Below are 15,973 nucleotides of genomic sequence, written 5' to 3'. Positions count from 1 at the left end.
TAAGTCATTTAATTAACACTTACCAGCAATAAATTATTTTACACGATTTTATTTAACAAGTAATTTTATGAACAGTGATGATACCGGCACTCACTGAATACTCTACATTGAACAGCAAGTCTAATTCTTGTAAAATCTCCAATACCGTAGAATTTTGAATTTTTGTAGTGAGTCTACACGATAAATCAATGGAAGAGGGTGCAATTTTCAGATTTCCATATTCGGTTGCTAAATCATTCAAAACATTAAATAGCGACTCATCTTCATATGATTTTGCAAATAGTCCCCAGTCTTCATCTGCTATATTGCTAATAGATACATCATAATCGTCATTGATTAGAATCTGCCTTCCCTTCTCTACCGTATATGTTGCACCATCATAGTTGGTAATCAGAACCTTACCATCTCTGACTTTAATAATTGTTTCATCATTATTTTCACTCACTTTAAATGATGTTCCTAAAACTTTCAAAGACACTCTTTCCGTTTCTAAGGTAAATGGTGCCTCTGTATTATGAGCCACATTGACAAAGTAACTTCCCTCGGTTCTAAGAAATCTTGAATCTGCCTTGAAATTAGTAGTATAGATTTTCGCATCTTGACTCAGAAACAATTCACTTCCATCATTTAACACTGAAAATTTAAATTCATTTCCGGACAAATAAGAGGCACTGTTGCCCACGCCATTCCCAACAAAATTCCAAAGTGTCGCGGCCAACACAAAAATGAAAATCGCTGCGGCTGCCATGATCTGTCGAGTGATCCTTAGCCCTTTACTTCCAATCTCAGACTGAAATTTATGCCAGGCCTTTTTATTGTCAAAAGTTCTCCAATCTTTTAAATTATTGATTATTTCTAATAGTCGGATCAGCTCTTCGAAAAGTTTCACATTACCTGACGATGATCTTTTCCAATCATCTAAGGAATTCAATTCTTCCTGCGAAGCCTGACCCGAATGAAACTTATCAATGAGGATGAAAGCCTTTTCATTTGAGTTGCTCATATTTTAATTCTATCATTCGCTTTATATGACGAATTCATTCATATAAACCCCCAAATTAGTCCTGAAAAAGAAGAGTCTATATCTTCAACTTTACATTTATATATGGTAAAATGGGAAAAATACTGATCTGTCGCAGAGAATATTCATCAGTGTTGGGGTTTTGGAATAGATAAACATAGTATGGATTTTGCCGATTATACAGATTGTAAGCGCCAATAGACGAGCTGAATTTATAATTTCCGAATTCCCGGTCGTAATTAAGGCTTATGTCGAAACGGTGATAAGGAGGTAGTCGGAAATTATTCCTGGTCTGGTAATTCAAAATTTCATTGCCATTGTCATCCAGAAATCCTTCTAACGGCAGTGTGATCGCATTACCTGTACCATAAATCCAAAGAGCGCCAAGACTTACCCTAGGGTTGATATGAAAGACGGAAGTTACACTAACATCATGTTTTCGGTCATATCGATATGGAAAAGCCTCTCCTCTGTTTATTTCTTGAAAAGTTCTGATAGAACGACCATAGGTATACGATACACTACCTGTCCATCTACCCTCGCGCCTCTTTATCTGTGCTTCCCACCCGTACGCCAGGCCCGTCCCTGAATCAACCCTTGATTCCCAATCCCTGGATTCTTCAAAAACGGGTTGCTGTGATAGGTTGTTGACAACCGGATTAAATAGATCATAAGCCGATCTAAATTCTATTAGGTTCTTAAAGGTCTTATAGTAAACAGAGGTACTGACTCGGTAATTTTCAAAAACATCCATATTATAGCCCAAAGAAAACTGATCTGAAATTTCGGGAGCTAATTCTGTCGTGCTGGGAACCCACAAATCGACAGGCAATCCCAATCCCGGATTGCCCAAAAGGTGAATGAACTGATTCATTCTTGAGTATGATATTCCCAGGAATCCTTGCCAGGGTAATCCCAGATTTACGGAAAGTCTTGGCTGAAGTGACCTATAAGTTTTATCTTTTAATACGTAAGTCGCAAAATGCAACCCTGTATGAATACTTAAATTAGCAAAAGGTCTATAATAACTTTCACCGTAGGCCGTAAATTCAGCAGTATTGGTCGCAATAATATCTGGAAAAATTTCTTGGATGCTACTGCCAAGAAACCGACTCGCTTGCTTAACAGATGGGTTGTAAGTATGTAAAGTATAACCCAGTCCATATTTAATATCTAACTTATTGGACCTGAAATAATCAAAATCAAGCTTAACAATCCTATCCAGTATTCTACTGGTAGAAGCAACGTTTAGCCTCTGATCCTCAATCGATGGATCTACCATATTTGCCAAATCATGTTGTACATTATACAAGTAATTGTAATTAACAAATCCCATGGTTAAGTTGGCAAAAACCTTAGGCCCAATCAGTCTGGACCAGCGCATAGAAGCTACATCCGTGCCCCAGCTCAATTGATTATTGGTGCTTAAATTAAAATCTCCAATTTTTCTTGAATTATCGATGAAAGAAATATTATCTCTCCCATGGTAGGCACTGAAGGTCAATGAATTACTCGTCTGAAACTCCCGTTTAATTTTTACATTAAAATCGTAATAATTAAACCTTGTCCCTTCTACTTCCAGAAAATTATTGACCGTGGGTCCAACAAGGCCTCCTATCCATGAAGTTCTGCCTGCAACATTGAACGAAGATTTCTCTTTTTGAATCGGACCTTCCACATTAAGCTTTCCTCCCAGGACACCTAAGGTTGCAGAACCGCCAAAATTCTTATAGTTTCCATCTTTTAATTGAATATCTACCACCGAAGAAAGCCGGCCTCCGTACTTAGCAGAAAAATCACTTTTATATAAATTAACATTGTTAATCGCATCTTCATTGAACATGGAGACCAATCCAAAAAGATGGTTTACTTCATAAAGTGGTATTCCATCCAGCATGATCAAGTTTTGATCAGGGCTTCCTCCCCTCACCAGCAGACCTCCCTGTGCTTCATTTCCTGATTGAATACCTGGCAACAACGAAATAGACTTTATAACATCTACTTCACCAAAAACTGCAGGTAAATCCCTTATTTCATCCAGTGAAATTTTCTCTCTACCACGCCAAATCATAGAACTGTCCTGATCAATAACGATGATTTCCTCAATTTCATAGTCAGATTTCAGATAGATATCTGCTCGAAGCCGCTTATTGACTTTAAACGTTCTGGATACGGGTGAATATCCAACAAAGGAATAGTTAATGGTTTGAGAACCTTGCGGCATGGTAAAACTGTAATAACCAAATTCGTTGGTAATGGTTCCTCTATTGGTAACCGGATTATAGACTGAAGCACCTATCAGTATTTCACCTGTTTCTGCATCTTTCACATATCCATTAATGGTAAAAAAGTTTCTGGGTCGGAGTCGATTAAAGGTGATATTCTTACTTGGATCTGGTATAATCAGAATTTTTGCCCCTCTGGAAATTGCTCTTACAGGTTGCTCTTCCAGTAAAAGCGAAAACAACTCTGAACAGATATAAGTAGTCGTATCTAGTGTTTTGCGAGCAGAAATATCTACAATACTTGAGCTATAGCTCACCACCACATCATTGTTTTTTTCTAGATTTTCGAAGATTTGTTTAAGTTCACCCTGCTCAATGGTGAGAGTCACTTTGCGGTCGAGGATATCTTTTTGGGCTACAGAAGGCACCTGTAACAGCACCGCGCTTAATATAGCACAGGCAATTCGAAGAATATTCCTCATTAAGTGTAGCGTTACTGAATAATGTAAGTATTTCCTTCTCTATTATACTTAATTCCGGTGATCAAAACAAGTGTTTCCAGCACACTTTCGAAATCTTCACCTTCAAATATATCAGTAACTTGTTGATTCATCGCCTTTGAACCTCCTGAGAAAACTAACCTGGTATGATAATGACGACTGAGGTCCTGTACTACTTTGTGTAGAGGCGTTTCTTCAAATATAAGTTTGTTGGATTTCCAACTAAGATAATTTCCGCTTGGTACAGCTATCTGCTCTATTCTACCATTGCTGCAGCTAACCATTTCATTTTTAGAAAGGATTACTTCATTTTCACCTGAAACAACCTTCACTTTACCTGAAGTCACATAAATATCCACTTTTCCGTCGTGCTCCTCAATGTTAAAACTGGTTCCCAAAACAGTTACTTCAGCTTCATCAGTTACAATGGTAAAAGGACTTTCTTCATCTCTGGCCACATCAAAATATGCTTCACCGTCAAGGATGATACTTCGATTATCAGCAAAATTTGTGGCATAATCCACAGCAGAGTTGCGGTTAATATAGATATCTGAACCGTCTGGCAAAGTAAAACTTTCAATTAATCCATCAGCTGTGATATGATTGTAACCATCAATTGTTCCAACGTCCAGCGTGAATATTGAGAATAGTATGATTGCGATGGTAGCTGCGATTCCCGCTGCCCATTTCAATTGTAAAATTTTATAAGATTTCTTAGGAGTTTCTTGAGGTGATTGCTCTTCAATCTGAGAGTTAATAAGATCCCAGGCGTTATTCTTATCAAATTCTTTATAGTCTTTCAAATCAATCGAGTCATTCCAAATCGATTGCATTTCCAGAAGTTCATTCAGATTATCCTGGGATTCTTGCTTCCAGGTCTCAAGTGCGTTCCATTCTTCCTTTGTCGTTTTATTCACAAGAAAGCGTGCAATTAGGTTATGTATTCTCATTGTCCGATCTCATTTTAGTTAGCTTTTCTCTCAATAACTTTAATCCTCTGCCTATTTGATTTTCCACTGTCTTCACGGAGAGATCAAGCTCTTCGGCAATTTCACCGTAAGTTAAGCCATTCATCTTGCTTAACACAAATATTTTTTGACATTTGGGAGGTAATTGTCGGATAGACTTAAATAATTGTTCTTTGAGAAGATAATTTTCGGACTCATCTTCTAGTTCATAAGTGGTTTCAGCCTTCTGAATCTCTTCATCTACGTAGGCTGCTTGCAGCTTATTTCTCCTTATCAGTTCAATGGCCTTATTTCTGGTAGACTGAAATAAATAGCTTTTAATGCCACTGGTCAATTTAATCTTTTCTCTTTTTTGCCACATTTGCACAAAAACCTCCTGGACAACATCTTCTGCTGTATCTGAGTTGTTCACATACTTGTAGGCAAAATTACACAGAGGATTATAATACTCCTCAAAAACCTGCTTATACTCTTCTTTCGACTGAAATAACAATTCTCATCCTATTTGCACGACTCACATCATAGTTAATTAAAATTAATATCAGATCACTTCGCTATGAAATCTCTCCATTAATTTAAGGCATATACAACACAATATATTTTATAACGGAAATATCTTCGAAGACATTTTAAGCGCCTTTTCAAATTCTGTCATATTCAGATTTAACTGCTCTTTCTTTGACTCAAAGAAATAGAGTACATTTTCCGTCGCCATATTACCTGTCAGATCATCCTTAGCCATTGGACACCCGCCAAACCCTTTAATTGCTGAATCAAATCTCTTGCACCCTGCTGAATATGCTGCTTCTAATTTTTCTCGCCAATTATGAACCTGCGTATGCAAATGTGCACCAAACTCTACATCCGGATATGGAGGAATCAAATTAGAAAATAAGTAGGTAATACTATTTGGATTTGCAACGCCAATAGTATCCGACAAAGCTATAGTTCTAATGCCCATATCAGCCAGGATATCCACCCACTTTTGACAAATTTCAACATTCCAGGGATCCCCATATGGATTACCAAAACCCATCGAAATATATATCACAAGAGACTTTCCATACAAAACAGCTAATTCCTGTATTTTATCAACGCGTACCAGTGATTCCTCAATACTGCTATTGGTGTTTCTTTTCTGAAACGTTTCAGAAATCGAAAAGGGGTAGCCCAAGTAGTTGATCTGTTCAAAGTCACAAGCATCTCTGGCCCCTCTTTCATTAGCTACAATTGCAAGTAATTTCGACCTGTTTTTATCCAAATCTAGTTGCGACAATACTTGAGCGGTGTCTCTCATTTGAGGGATGGCCTTAGGAGAAACGAAACTCCCAAAGTCAATAGTATCATATCCAACTTTGAGCAGCTGGTTAATATATGCTGCTTTCTTTTCTACAGGAATGTACTCATGTATACCCTGCATTGCATCTCTTGGACATTCTATAATCTTGTACACCAGATATTCGCTTTACTTTCAAAGTAACGAAATAAGCACTGAAAATCTTAAGTGAACAGCAATCTAAAATAAAAAAACCTGAATGGGTACATCCAGGTTTAAAAAGTGTTCAGACAAATACTCAGGGTATGAGTCCTACGGCCGGGGTCAAAAGGGTTGTGTTTTTCAGTTATTGTATAAATGACACATTATCTGCTATTCTTCCCCTATTGGAACCCTATAAAATACTGATTTGCATTAGTTATTGAATTTTTACCACATAATTGATGGTTGCAAGAGATGTTTTAAGTTTTTAATGGTATTTTAAATCACTAGATAAAAGCTTAACTATTTCATGCTTGAGGTAAACGAAAAGTTCTATCTTCTGTTTATTTAATATCTTTACGGACGAAATCTGATACATGAAGAAAGCGCTATTTACCATTCTCGGTTTTACCTTATTAATCATTGGTTTTCTATCATTGATTCTGATGGGACTGGGATTACAATTAAGTTATCTGAAATTCATCGACAATCTGGGTGCATTGTTGGGTTTCTTGATTAGAATAGTTATGATCGTTGCAGGATTGATCATTATTTATGTTACAAGAACCTCGACTGCTGTTTCAAAATAAAAAAGGGTCCGAAAATGAATTTTCAGACCCTGGAGTATTAATTAACGTATCTGTATCTTAACTGCTAACAGTTTTTATTATTCTGGCAGCCACCTTATAAGGATCTGCCGCAGAATTTGGTCTACGGTCTTCCAGGTAACCACTCCAATCATGTTCTACTGTATACAGCGGAATTCTAATAGAGGCTCCTCTGTCTGAAACACCGTATGAAAAATCGGTGATTGCAGCTGTTTCATGTAATCCTGTCAGCCGTTGATCGTTGTCATGCCCATATACCGCGATATGCTCATCGACAACATCTCTGAATTTCTCACATATTTCATAAAACTTTTCTTTTGAATTGGCTGTACGTAACTCCGAATTTGAAAAATTAGCGTGCATTCCAGATCCATTCCAATCTCCTTTGACAGGCTTACATTCCCAATTGATGCTTAAACCATATTTCTCAGCTGTTCTTTCTAGTAAGTATCTTGCCACCCAGATCTGATCCCCTGCAGACTCAGCTCCTTTTGCAAAGATCTGAAATTCCCATTGACCACACATTACTTCAGCGTTAATCCCTTCTACATTCAGACCAGCCTCAAGACATAGATCTAAATGCTCCTCTACAAGTTCTCTTCCGACAGCATTGCCTGTGCCGACTCCACAGTAATAAGGGCCTTGAGGTGCAGGATATCCATTGGCAGGAAATCCTACCGGCAAATCCGTTTCTGGGTTCCATATGGTATATTCTTGTTCAAATCCAAACCAAAATTCATCACTTTTATCTTGTACAGTAGCTCGCCCGTTAGACTCATGTGGTGTTCCATCAGCATTCAAAACCTCACACATCACCAGAAAAGCATTTTTTCTATCAGCATCAGGACAAATGAATACAGGCTTCAGAACACAATCTGAAGAATTACCTTCAGCCTGCTGAGTAGAAGAACCATCGAATGACCAATTAGGACAATCTTTCAATTTGCCTGAAAAGCCCGAATCCATAATCTTCGTTTTGCTTCTCAATCCTTGCATTGGTTGGCTACCATCCAGCCATATGTACTCTAATTTAACTTTTGACATCGCTTAATATTAGTTTTGTAATTAAAATTCAATGCATGCAAAAATATCATAAGGTGTGCCAATTCAAAGCAGCATTTAGCCTTTATTGTTATCTCTAAGTGATATACACACGCATTAATCATTTGATTATCAGTATAATATATTATTATTAATTGTTATGCCAAGTAAATAGACGCTTAAATTTCTCAGGGATTTTATACCTTCAATCATATGTTACGGTGGTTACTCATTCTGGGATGCTGTTTTTTGATTTCAAAAGGAATTGCTGCTCAATCTCTCGAAGCGCAAGAGTGGATTGAAAGCATTCTTGCGAATCAGGATGAAGATGGAGACTTAGATCTGAATACCATCCTGGAACAAATCAATGAGTACTTAGACCGACCTGCTGACCTGAATGATATCACAAGAGAGCAACTATCTGCATTGTTTTTTCTGAGTGATCTAGAGATCAACGCTATTTTAAAACACAGAGAAGATCACGGAGATTTCGTCAGCGTCCTGGAACTTCAGAGTGTAGAAGGACTTTCTATTGATAAAGTCAGGCTTCTGTCATCTCTCGTAAAAGTGGGCGCTCAGTCTGACCGGGAATTTAATCAGGGCTTATTGAGAGATCAAAAAAGTGAACTTTACCTCAAATGGCGCCGGGTTTTAGAAACACAAAGAGGTTATACCGATGAGCCTCTGAATCCCTATCTCGGAGATCCTAATAAACTGTATGTAAGATATAAATACACTGCAGGACGAAAGGTACAGCTGGGTCTGACCGCAGAGAAAGATGCAGGTGAGGAGTTCTTTAGAGGTTCTAATCAGCAAGGATTTGACTACTACTCAGGACACTTGCAAATTAAGAATCCGATCAACACCGTTGATCAGATAATCATAGGGGACTATTCAGTAAGTATGGGACAAGGGTTGGTAGCAGCCATGGGGTTTGGCACTGGAAAAAGTACTCAGGTGATGAGGGTGAAGAACAGAACAAGAACACTTCGACCCTATACTTCAGTAAATGAATTTAATTATCTACGTGGTGCGGCTTTTGATATCCGTTTAAACGACCACCTCTCACTAACCAGTTTCGCTTCCTATCAAAAAAGAGATGCAAATTTCTTTGTAGATACCATTAACAATAACCCCTTTACCTTCTACACCTCATTGCCATCTGACGGATTTCACCGGACTATCAACGAAATAAGAAAGGAAGACCAGTTAGGATATACAGACATTGGTGGAAGTCTGAGATATCGTAAAAATGTTTTTAACTTGAATGCTAATTTTCTGTATTCCGGCTTTAACGGGTCACTCAATACGCGCACTCAGCTATATCAGTTATTCAGCAGCCTTCAGAGGTCTTATGTCAATGGTAGTTTGGATTATAGTTATATCTGGAAAAACTTTAATCTTTTCGGTGAATTTGCCTCTGATAAAGAGGGTGATCTAGCTATATTGAACGGACTTATTCTTGGGCTGGATAAAAGTTTTGAACTATCGATTGTCTACAGGAATATTGCCCGGGACTATCAAACCATCTATGCCAATTCATTTACTGAATCAAGTACTGCCAGAAATGAAAAAGGAGTATATCTTTCATCCATCATAAGATTGAATAAAAGTCTTCAAGTTCATGGATATGCCGATTTCTTTACTTTTCCCTGGTTGAGGTTTAGAGTGGATTCCCCGTCCAATGGAAGGGAATACTTTATCAAATTTTGGTATCACAAAAAAAGAAAAGCTGATTTTTACATTCAATACTTTTTTGAGCAAAAAGATCAAAATCAATCAAATGAGAACTTCAAAACGACCAGAGTTGCAAGTACTAATAGGCATCGACTGCGCTTTCATAATACCTATGTTGTCAATGCTAGTATTGAAATCAGAAATCGACTAGAGTTGAGCAGGTTTACCAAAACAAACAATATCTCGACTGGATTCTTACTGTATCAAGACCTTATTTTTAGGTCAAATGATTTTCCACTTTCAGCAATATTTAGATATGCGGTCTTTGACACTGATGATTATGATAGTAGAATTTATGCCTACGAAAATGACTTACTTTATGAATTTAGTATACCTGCCTTTTCTAACAGAGGATTTAGAACTTATGCCAACCTAAGATATAGGGTCAACCGCTTTTTGACAGCAGAGTTTCGCATCGCACGCACCTATTTTAACGATAGAGAAACCGTAGGAAGTGGTTTAGAAGAAATAGGTGATAATAAAAGAACCGACGTAAAGGCCCAATTAAGATTTAAGTTTTGATTTATACTTTATTCATATATTAAATACTTTGATCTAGTTCTTTTATAATTGCTTAATGCCGGTTCCCAACTGGCCCTGATCTCTTTTTCCGATAAGCCAGCTTGTATCTGTTTCCTAAGTTGGTCGCTTCCAGCTAGTCTATCAAAAAAACTACTCTTTAAGAAGAACTCCTCTTTATCTGGAAAAGCTTGATATGCTTCTAATAGATAAGAAAGGTCTAATTTTGCCACTCCTTTTAAATAGTCTACGGACAATTCGGTGAGATCTCTTCCGTAGCACTTTTGACCTTGCAACTTTGGTGAAGTGGCTCCTGGCTTTGATTCAGGAGTAAATGTAAATTCATAATTATCCAATTCAGGATGTCCGATCAATTGGAATTGTTTATCAGTACCCCTGCCTATACTTATTTTAGTCCCTTCAAAAAAGCAAATGGATGGATACAAAAGAATAGATCTTAAATTAGGCAAATTAGGTGATGGTTTAATTGGCAGGTCATAAGTCATGTTGTGCGTATAATTTACACAAGGAATGACAACCAGTTCGCATTGCATACCATCGGGCAGCCAATTTTCACCGTTGATCATTTTTGCATATTCTCCTACAGTCATGCCATGCACGACAGGGATCTTATGCATTCCCACAAAAGACTTATAATTCTTGTCGAGAACAGGTCCATCTACAAAAAAGCCATTTGGATTAGGCCTGTCAAGTACTAGTAATGGAATGTTATTTTCCGCGCACGCTTCCATAATATAATGCAGTGTGGAGATATAAGTATAAAATCGAGCACCTACATCCTGAATGTCAAAAATCATCAAATCGATACCCGCCAGTTGTTCTTTTGTTGGTTTTTTATTTTTCCCATAAATCGAAACGATATTCACACCTGTCAATGGGTCCTTACCCGATGTGATATGCTCGCCTGCGTCTGCTTCACCTCTGAAACCATGTTCAGGAGCAAAGATTGCAGCGATATCCGCTTCTAATTCTAGCAAGGTATCGACTAAATGCTTATCATTCACCATACTGGTTTGATTAACAACCAGCCCTATCTTCCGATCTTTAATATAGGGATAGTAAGCACCCATTTGCTCTGCTCCTACAGAGATAGAGACATCAGCTGAGACAAACTTCCCATTGGACTTGTCATAACCGTTTGCAATAGAATTTGAATGCTCTTCACAAGCTGCTAATCCAAATAAAACACATGTAATAAAGTATATATATCTAATCATCTAATTTATATTAAATTTGCATCTCAATTGTTAACGCCTTAATCGTCAAATTTAGTGAAAAAATATGCCATTATTGACATCGAAACAACTGGTGGAATGGCAAAACGCGATAAAATCACTGAAATAGGAGTCGTTGTACATGATGGAAATCGTGTTTTAGAAACCTATGAAACACTCATCAATCCAGGAAGGAGTATTCCTCCGAATATTGTGAGAATAACAGGAATAACGGATGAAATGGTCGCCGATGCTCCTAGATTCTACGAAGTGGCAAAGAAGATCGTCGAACTTACCGAAGGGGCTATTTTCGTCGCGCATAATGTGAGATTTGATTACACTTTTATTAAAGAGGCATTTAAAGATTTAGGTTACACCTATAGCAAACGCCAGCTGGATACCGTCAGATTGGCCCGAAAGACTTTTCCAGGTCTGAAATCATACAGCCTGGGAAACCTGATCAAGCACTTTGGAATAGAGGTCAATGCCAGACATAGAGCCCTAGCAGATGCCATGGCTACGACGGAACTATTGGAGAAAATTTTTAAAGTCGAAGATTCTGCCGATAATATCAAAATGTACATTAATCATGGACTAAGAGAATCTCAACTGCCCAAGTCCATTACCATGGAGCGTTTACACCAGCTTCCGGAAGAGTGTGGCGTCTACTACTTTTATAATTCTTATGGAAAAGTGGTCTACATTGGAAAAAGTGTGAACATTAAAAAAAGGGTCATTCAGCACTTTGTTAAGACGACTAAGAAAGCAGAGAATTTGCAAAAACACGTTGATTCTATCGATTTTGAGCTAACTGGTAGTGAACTTATTTCACTGCTCCATGAATCTAGAGAAATAAAATTACATCAGCCTGAAATCAATCGAGCTTCCAGAAATAAACATTTTCCATATTTCGTCCATCATTTTATAGATGATTTGGGATATTTAAGACTTCGTATTGAGAAAACTAGCAAGAAACGTAGAAAGGACAAAAACATTCTTTCAGACTATTCCAGCCTTCAAAGTGCAAAATCACATATCAAAAATGTTTCGAAGGAATTTACACTTTGCTTAAAATTAAATGACCTGGAAAGCGGCGATGGTCCGTGCTTCGATTATAAGCTAGGTAACTGCTTGGGTGCCTGTATTCTCAAGGAATCTGTAGAAGATTATAATGAAAGAGCCAATCTGGCCATATCGAGCCTATCCCGGCTTTTTCGTGAAAATTTCATTCTGGTCGATCAGGGTCGTCATAAAGAGGAATACTCAGTTATTCTAGTCGAAGAAGGATATTACAGAGGTTTTGGATACGCCACTGTGGAAGACCTGAACATGGGCATAGAGGAAATCAAGGAAACCATTAACTATGTCCCTGAAAATCCAGAAACCAATAATATTGTAAGAAACTATATCCTGGAACACCCTCATCTTAAGATCATTTCATTTTAGACACACAATGCATGAAATGCAAGCATCAGTTAGTACAAGTCATATCTGAAACGATTTTCCATTCCTCATCTATTTTCCGCCAGATCAACGTGAAAAATCCGCTCAAATCCTCATCCATTCTTTCAAGGTAGTAAGATCCCGTTAATGCCGCGGAACCATCGGTTATAGGATATATATCAAATATTTCAAAAGTCAACTTTCCCATTTTCTCTAAAGTCGGATACGCTTTAATATAGCCTTCAAGTGTATTCTGCCAACCCATATTGGTTCGACCTGAACTGGTAAATCTTAATGAATCAGATTTCCAATATCCTTCCATAAAGGCTGGAATGTCTCCTTCATTCCACGCATTCTCCTGAAAATTCATCACCTCAATAATTTCTTCTCGATCCTCAGAGCTTATCTGTGCTGAGCACAAGAAGGGTAAGGTAAAAAGGCAAAAGATCATTAACTTTACTTTCATTATGATATCTATTTTGAAACAAGATAATATTTATCAAACAGAGCGACTGACCATAAGGCAACTTACTTCGTATGACTTTGACGCATTTCATGAAATGCAAGGCGATCCCGAGGTTATGAAATATGTAGCTAAAAAAGCAAACACCGAAAAGGAGAATCGAAAAGATTTAAAAAAGGTAATATCCAGGTATCTTGACGAAGAAAATGAATTTTGGGTGTGGGCAGTAGTCAAGAAGGAAAGTGAAGATTTTGTGGGTACCATTGCCTTGATTAAAGACAAGGAAGATAACTGGGAAATTGGCTATCGCTTGCTTAGAAAATATTGGGGTAAAGGATTTGGAAGCGAAATGGTCGCTGGACTTATTAGATTGTGTGAGGAAATACCAGAGATTAACAACCTCGTTGCATATGCTGACCGCCGAAATATTGCAAGTCAATGCGTTTTAAATAAAAATGGCTTTGTTAATTTAGGTATCAAGTACAATGATGAAGAAGATTGCGAGGACTATATCTATTCAGTAAGTACTACGTAGAACTATTGGATAAAACCTTTTTGTTTTAGAATCTTAGCCATTTCAATTTGCAACTCTTGAGCCTTGATCCCAGCATCACGAGCGAATGATTTACCCGTAGAAGCAAAAATAATACCTCTCGAAGAATTAATCAACAATCCTACTTGATCATTCATGCCATGCCTACAAACGCCTTCCAGGGAACCACCCTGAGCTCCAACTCCCGGAACCAGAAAAAAATGCTCTGGAGCCAATGATCGGATTTTTCTAAAGGCCTCCGGATGGGTCGCCCCTATTACAAACATTAGTTCGTCGGGACTTGCCCATTGCTGTGCCTTAGTCACTACCAGTTCATGTAACTCCTGACCATTTTCATTTTTAAAATGTTGAAAATCGGTGCTTCCTCTATTAGAAGTAAGTCCCAGTAAAATAACATACTTCTTAAATCCTAAAAATGGTGTGACGGAGTCTTCTCCCATATAAGGAGCAATGGTCACGCTGTCGAACTCATAGGTTTGGAAAAAGGTGCGCGCATATTGTGCGGAAGTATAACCGATATCTCCCCTTTTGGCATCTGCAATGGTAAAGATATCCTCTGGGATATATTCGAGGGTCTTATGTAACGAGTGCCACCCCTTTGGTCCTAAAGATTCGTAAAATGCAATATTCGGTTTGTAAGCGACGCAAAAATCTTTTGTCGCATCAATAATCGCTTTATTAAATTCAAATACAGGATCTTCCGTATCCTTTAAGTGATCCGGTATTCGTTCGAAATCGCTGTCTAATCCTACACAAAGGAAGGATTGCTTCTTTAAAATATACTCGAAAATTCGTTGATTATTGAACTCCATTGACTGCCACTACACCATTGATTTCAGGCACCCTGGATTTGATTGCCTGCTCTACCCCAGCTTTCATGGTCATCGTAGACATGGAACACATTTCGCAATTACCAAGCCACTTCACTTCCACCAACAGTTCATCGGTAACATCCATGACCTCGATATTTCCACCGTCCACGGCTAAGTGAGGCCTAATGTCTTCTAGAGCAGTATCTACTCTATTGATCCATTCCTTTCTTTCATTGTCAGACATACTGCAAAATTACGTTTTTATTTTCACTATTTGGGTTGGTGCCATCACTTCATTTCGCAAATTGACCTGGTGAAGTGTTTTTTCTGCCATCGATTTGAAATACGGGAAGGCGAGATGATCCTTTTGCGTCATTGCTGGTGCACCACTGTCACCGGACTCCCTTACACTTTGGATCAACGGTATTTGACCTAGAAGGGTTGTATTGCTTTCCTTAACCAATCTTTTACCAGCCCCTTTTCCAAAAATATAATACTTGTGATCAGGAAGCTCTCCAGGTGTAAACCACGCCATATTTTCTACCACACCCAAAATTGGAACATTGACGTTAGACAGTTTAAACATATTCATCGCCTTAAGTGCATCTACATACGCCAATTCCTGTGGAGTGGTCACCATAACAACACCAGTGACCGGAACGGTCTGAACCATAGTCAATTGAATATCGCCTGTTCCCGGAGGTAAGTCAATAATTAAAAAATCTAATTCCGGCCAAAGACAATCGTTGATAAATTGCTTGATAATTCCACCTAACCTGGGACCCCGTAAAACTACCGCCTGCTCGGGCTCAATGATGAATCCAATAGAAATGGTCGATATCCCATATTTTTCCAATGGTCTCATTTTCGGTTGACCATACAATTTCTCAATCTTAGGCCGCTCACCCTGCATACCTAGCAAGGTAGGTACAGAAGGTCCATATAAATCGGCATCCATTAAACCCACACTGGCACCAAGCTCTTTCAGCCCTAGTGCAAGATTGACAGCAACCGTAGATTTTCCTACTCCGCCTTTCCCGCTACCCACAGCAATTATGTTCTTGATTTGAGGAAGGGTCCCTTTCTTATTTGGAGTACCGGATCCGGCCATATGAACATGCACATTGGCCTCCGGATATACATTCTGAATGGCAGCAATACAGGCAAAATTAATTTCACTCTTAATTTGAGGGTCATCTGAAGGCACATTCAGAGTAAAAGTAACATTCAAATTGTCAATTTTCAGTCCTTCCACCATCTTCGATCGGATGATATTCAACCCGGTCTTGGGGTCTTTCACAGTCCCTAATGCACTTACCACCTTATTGTTGTCAATCGACATTGTTTTATAATTTACTACAAATGTAAAAC

General features: G+C 38.2%; 15 protein-coding genes. 4 read left to right on the top strand and 11 right to left on the bottom strand.

What is annotated here, in order from left to right; genetic code table 11:
* Window positions 1-52 precede the first annotated feature (52 nt).
* The 5 genes from L2567_RS13835 to L2567_RS13815 all read right to left on the bottom strand — a co-directional run bounded on the left by L2567_RS13835 (window position 53) and on the right by L2567_RS13815 (window position 6,134).
* On the bottom strand, window positions 53-1,003 hold the full coding sequence (locus L2567_RS13835; protein WP_235298386.1) for a FecR family protein: 951 nt from the start codon (window positions 1,001-1,003) through the stop codon (window positions 53-55).
* A 76-nt stretch (window positions 1,004-1,079) separates the two neighbouring features.
* Entirely contained in the window at window positions 1,080-3,728 is a 2,649-nt protein-coding gene (locus L2567_RS13830) for a TonB-dependent receptor (protein ID WP_235298385.1), read from the bottom strand.
* Between the two features lie 11 nt (window positions 3,729-3,739).
* The gene (locus L2567_RS13825) at window positions 3,740-4,696 is read right to left on the bottom strand and encodes a FecR family protein (protein ID WP_235298384.1); all 957 of its coding nucleotides are present in this window, start codon (window positions 4,694-4,696) and stop codon (window positions 3,740-3,742) included.
* Complete coding sequence (locus tag L2567_RS13820; protein ID WP_235298383.1) at window positions 4,683-5,207, bottom strand: RNA polymerase sigma-70 factor; 525 nt, start codon at window positions 5,205-5,207, stop codon at window positions 4,683-4,685. Before L2567_RS13820 ends, L2567_RS13825 begins: the two co-directional genes overlap by 14 nt.
* Before the next feature lie 108 nt (window positions 5,208-5,315).
* The gene (locus L2567_RS13815) at window positions 5,316-6,134 is read right to left on the bottom strand and encodes a hydroxymethylglutaryl-CoA lyase (protein ID WP_262913177.1); all 819 of its coding nucleotides are present in this window, start codon (window positions 6,132-6,134) and stop codon (window positions 5,316-5,318) included.
* 434 nt (window positions 6,135-6,568) lie between these two features.
* On the opposite strand from L2567_RS13815, the gene L2567_RS13810 reads away from it, so the two are divergent.
* Entirely contained in the window at window positions 6,569-6,781 is a 213-nt protein-coding gene (locus L2567_RS13810; protein ID WP_235298381.1) for a hypothetical protein, read from the top strand.
* A gap of 57 nt (window positions 6,782-6,838) precedes the next feature.
* Here the strand turns inward: L2567_RS13810 and L2567_RS13805 are convergent, their stop codons facing one another.
* Window positions 6,839-7,843, bottom strand: a complete 1,005-nt coding sequence (locus tag L2567_RS13805; RefSeq protein ID WP_235298380.1) for a glutamine synthetase beta-grasp domain-containing protein — start codon at window positions 7,841-7,843, stop codon at window positions 6,839-6,841.
* Window positions 7,844-8,053: 210 nt separating this feature from the next.
* On the opposite strand from L2567_RS13805, the gene L2567_RS13800 reads away from it, so the two are divergent.
* Window positions 8,054-10,099, top strand: coding sequence for a ComEA family DNA-binding protein (locus tag L2567_RS13800; RefSeq protein WP_235298379.1), 2,046 nt, complete (start codon window positions 8,054-8,056; stop codon window positions 10,097-10,099).
* An 8-nt stretch (window positions 10,100-10,107) separates the two neighbouring features.
* Here L2567_RS13800 and L2567_RS13795 read toward each other — a convergent pair whose 3' ends face one another.
* Window positions 10,108-11,334: an exo-beta-N-acetylmuramidase NamZ family protein gene (locus tag L2567_RS13795; RefSeq protein WP_235298378.1), complete on the bottom strand. Its 1,227-nt coding sequence runs from the start codon at window positions 11,332-11,334 to the stop codon at window positions 10,108-10,110.
* A 54-nt stretch (window positions 11,335-11,388) separates the two neighbouring features.
* Between L2567_RS13795 and L2567_RS21145 the strand changes: the two genes are divergently transcribed.
* A complete protein-coding gene (locus L2567_RS21145; protein WP_235298377.1) occupies window positions 11,389-12,777 on the top strand; it encodes an exonuclease domain-containing protein in 1,389 nt (462 codons plus the stop codon).
* A gap of 25 nt (window positions 12,778-12,802) precedes the next feature.
* Here L2567_RS21145 and L2567_RS13785 read toward each other — a convergent pair whose 3' ends face one another.
* Window positions 12,803-13,240: a YybH family protein gene (locus tag L2567_RS13785; protein ID WP_235298376.1), complete on the bottom strand. Its 438-nt coding sequence runs from the start codon at window positions 13,238-13,240 to the stop codon at window positions 12,803-12,805.
* A 1-nt stretch (window position 13,241) separates the two neighbouring features.
* On the opposite strand from L2567_RS13785, the gene L2567_RS13780 reads away from it, so the two are divergent.
* Complete coding sequence (locus L2567_RS13780) at window positions 13,242-13,772, top strand: GNAT family N-acetyltransferase (RefSeq protein ID WP_235298375.1); 531 nt, start codon at window positions 13,242-13,244, stop codon at window positions 13,770-13,772.
* A 2-nt stretch (window positions 13,773-13,774) separates the two neighbouring features.
* Here L2567_RS13780 and pyrF read toward each other — a convergent pair whose 3' ends face one another.
* From pyrF to L2567_RS13765, 3 genes are read right to left on the bottom strand one after another with little or no spacing between them, the layout of a single operon-like run.
* A complete protein-coding gene (pyrF, locus tag L2567_RS13775; protein ID WP_235298374.1) occupies window positions 13,775-14,602 on the bottom strand; it encodes an orotidine-5'-phosphate decarboxylase in 828 nt (275 codons plus the stop codon).
* Window positions 14,589-14,846: a NifU family protein gene (locus L2567_RS13770; RefSeq protein ID WP_235298373.1), complete on the bottom strand. Its 258-nt coding sequence runs from the start codon at window positions 14,844-14,846 to the stop codon at window positions 14,589-14,591. The genes pyrF and L2567_RS13770 overlap by 14 nt, the downstream gene beginning before the upstream one ends.
* Before the next feature lie 9 nt (window positions 14,847-14,855).
* Window positions 14,856-15,944, bottom strand: a complete 1,089-nt coding sequence (locus L2567_RS13765; protein WP_235298372.1) for an Mrp/NBP35 family ATP-binding protein — start codon at window positions 15,942-15,944, stop codon at window positions 14,856-14,858.
* Window positions 15,945-15,973 lie beyond the last annotated feature (29 nt).

Source organism: Portibacter marinus, from assembly GCF_021533195.1.
Classification (GTDB): domain Bacteria; phylum Bacteroidota; class Bacteroidia; order Chitinophagales; family Saprospiraceae; genus Portibacter; species Portibacter marinus.
Note: the sequence above shows the minus strand (reverse complement) of the source record. Positions and strands in the feature narration are given on the sequence as shown.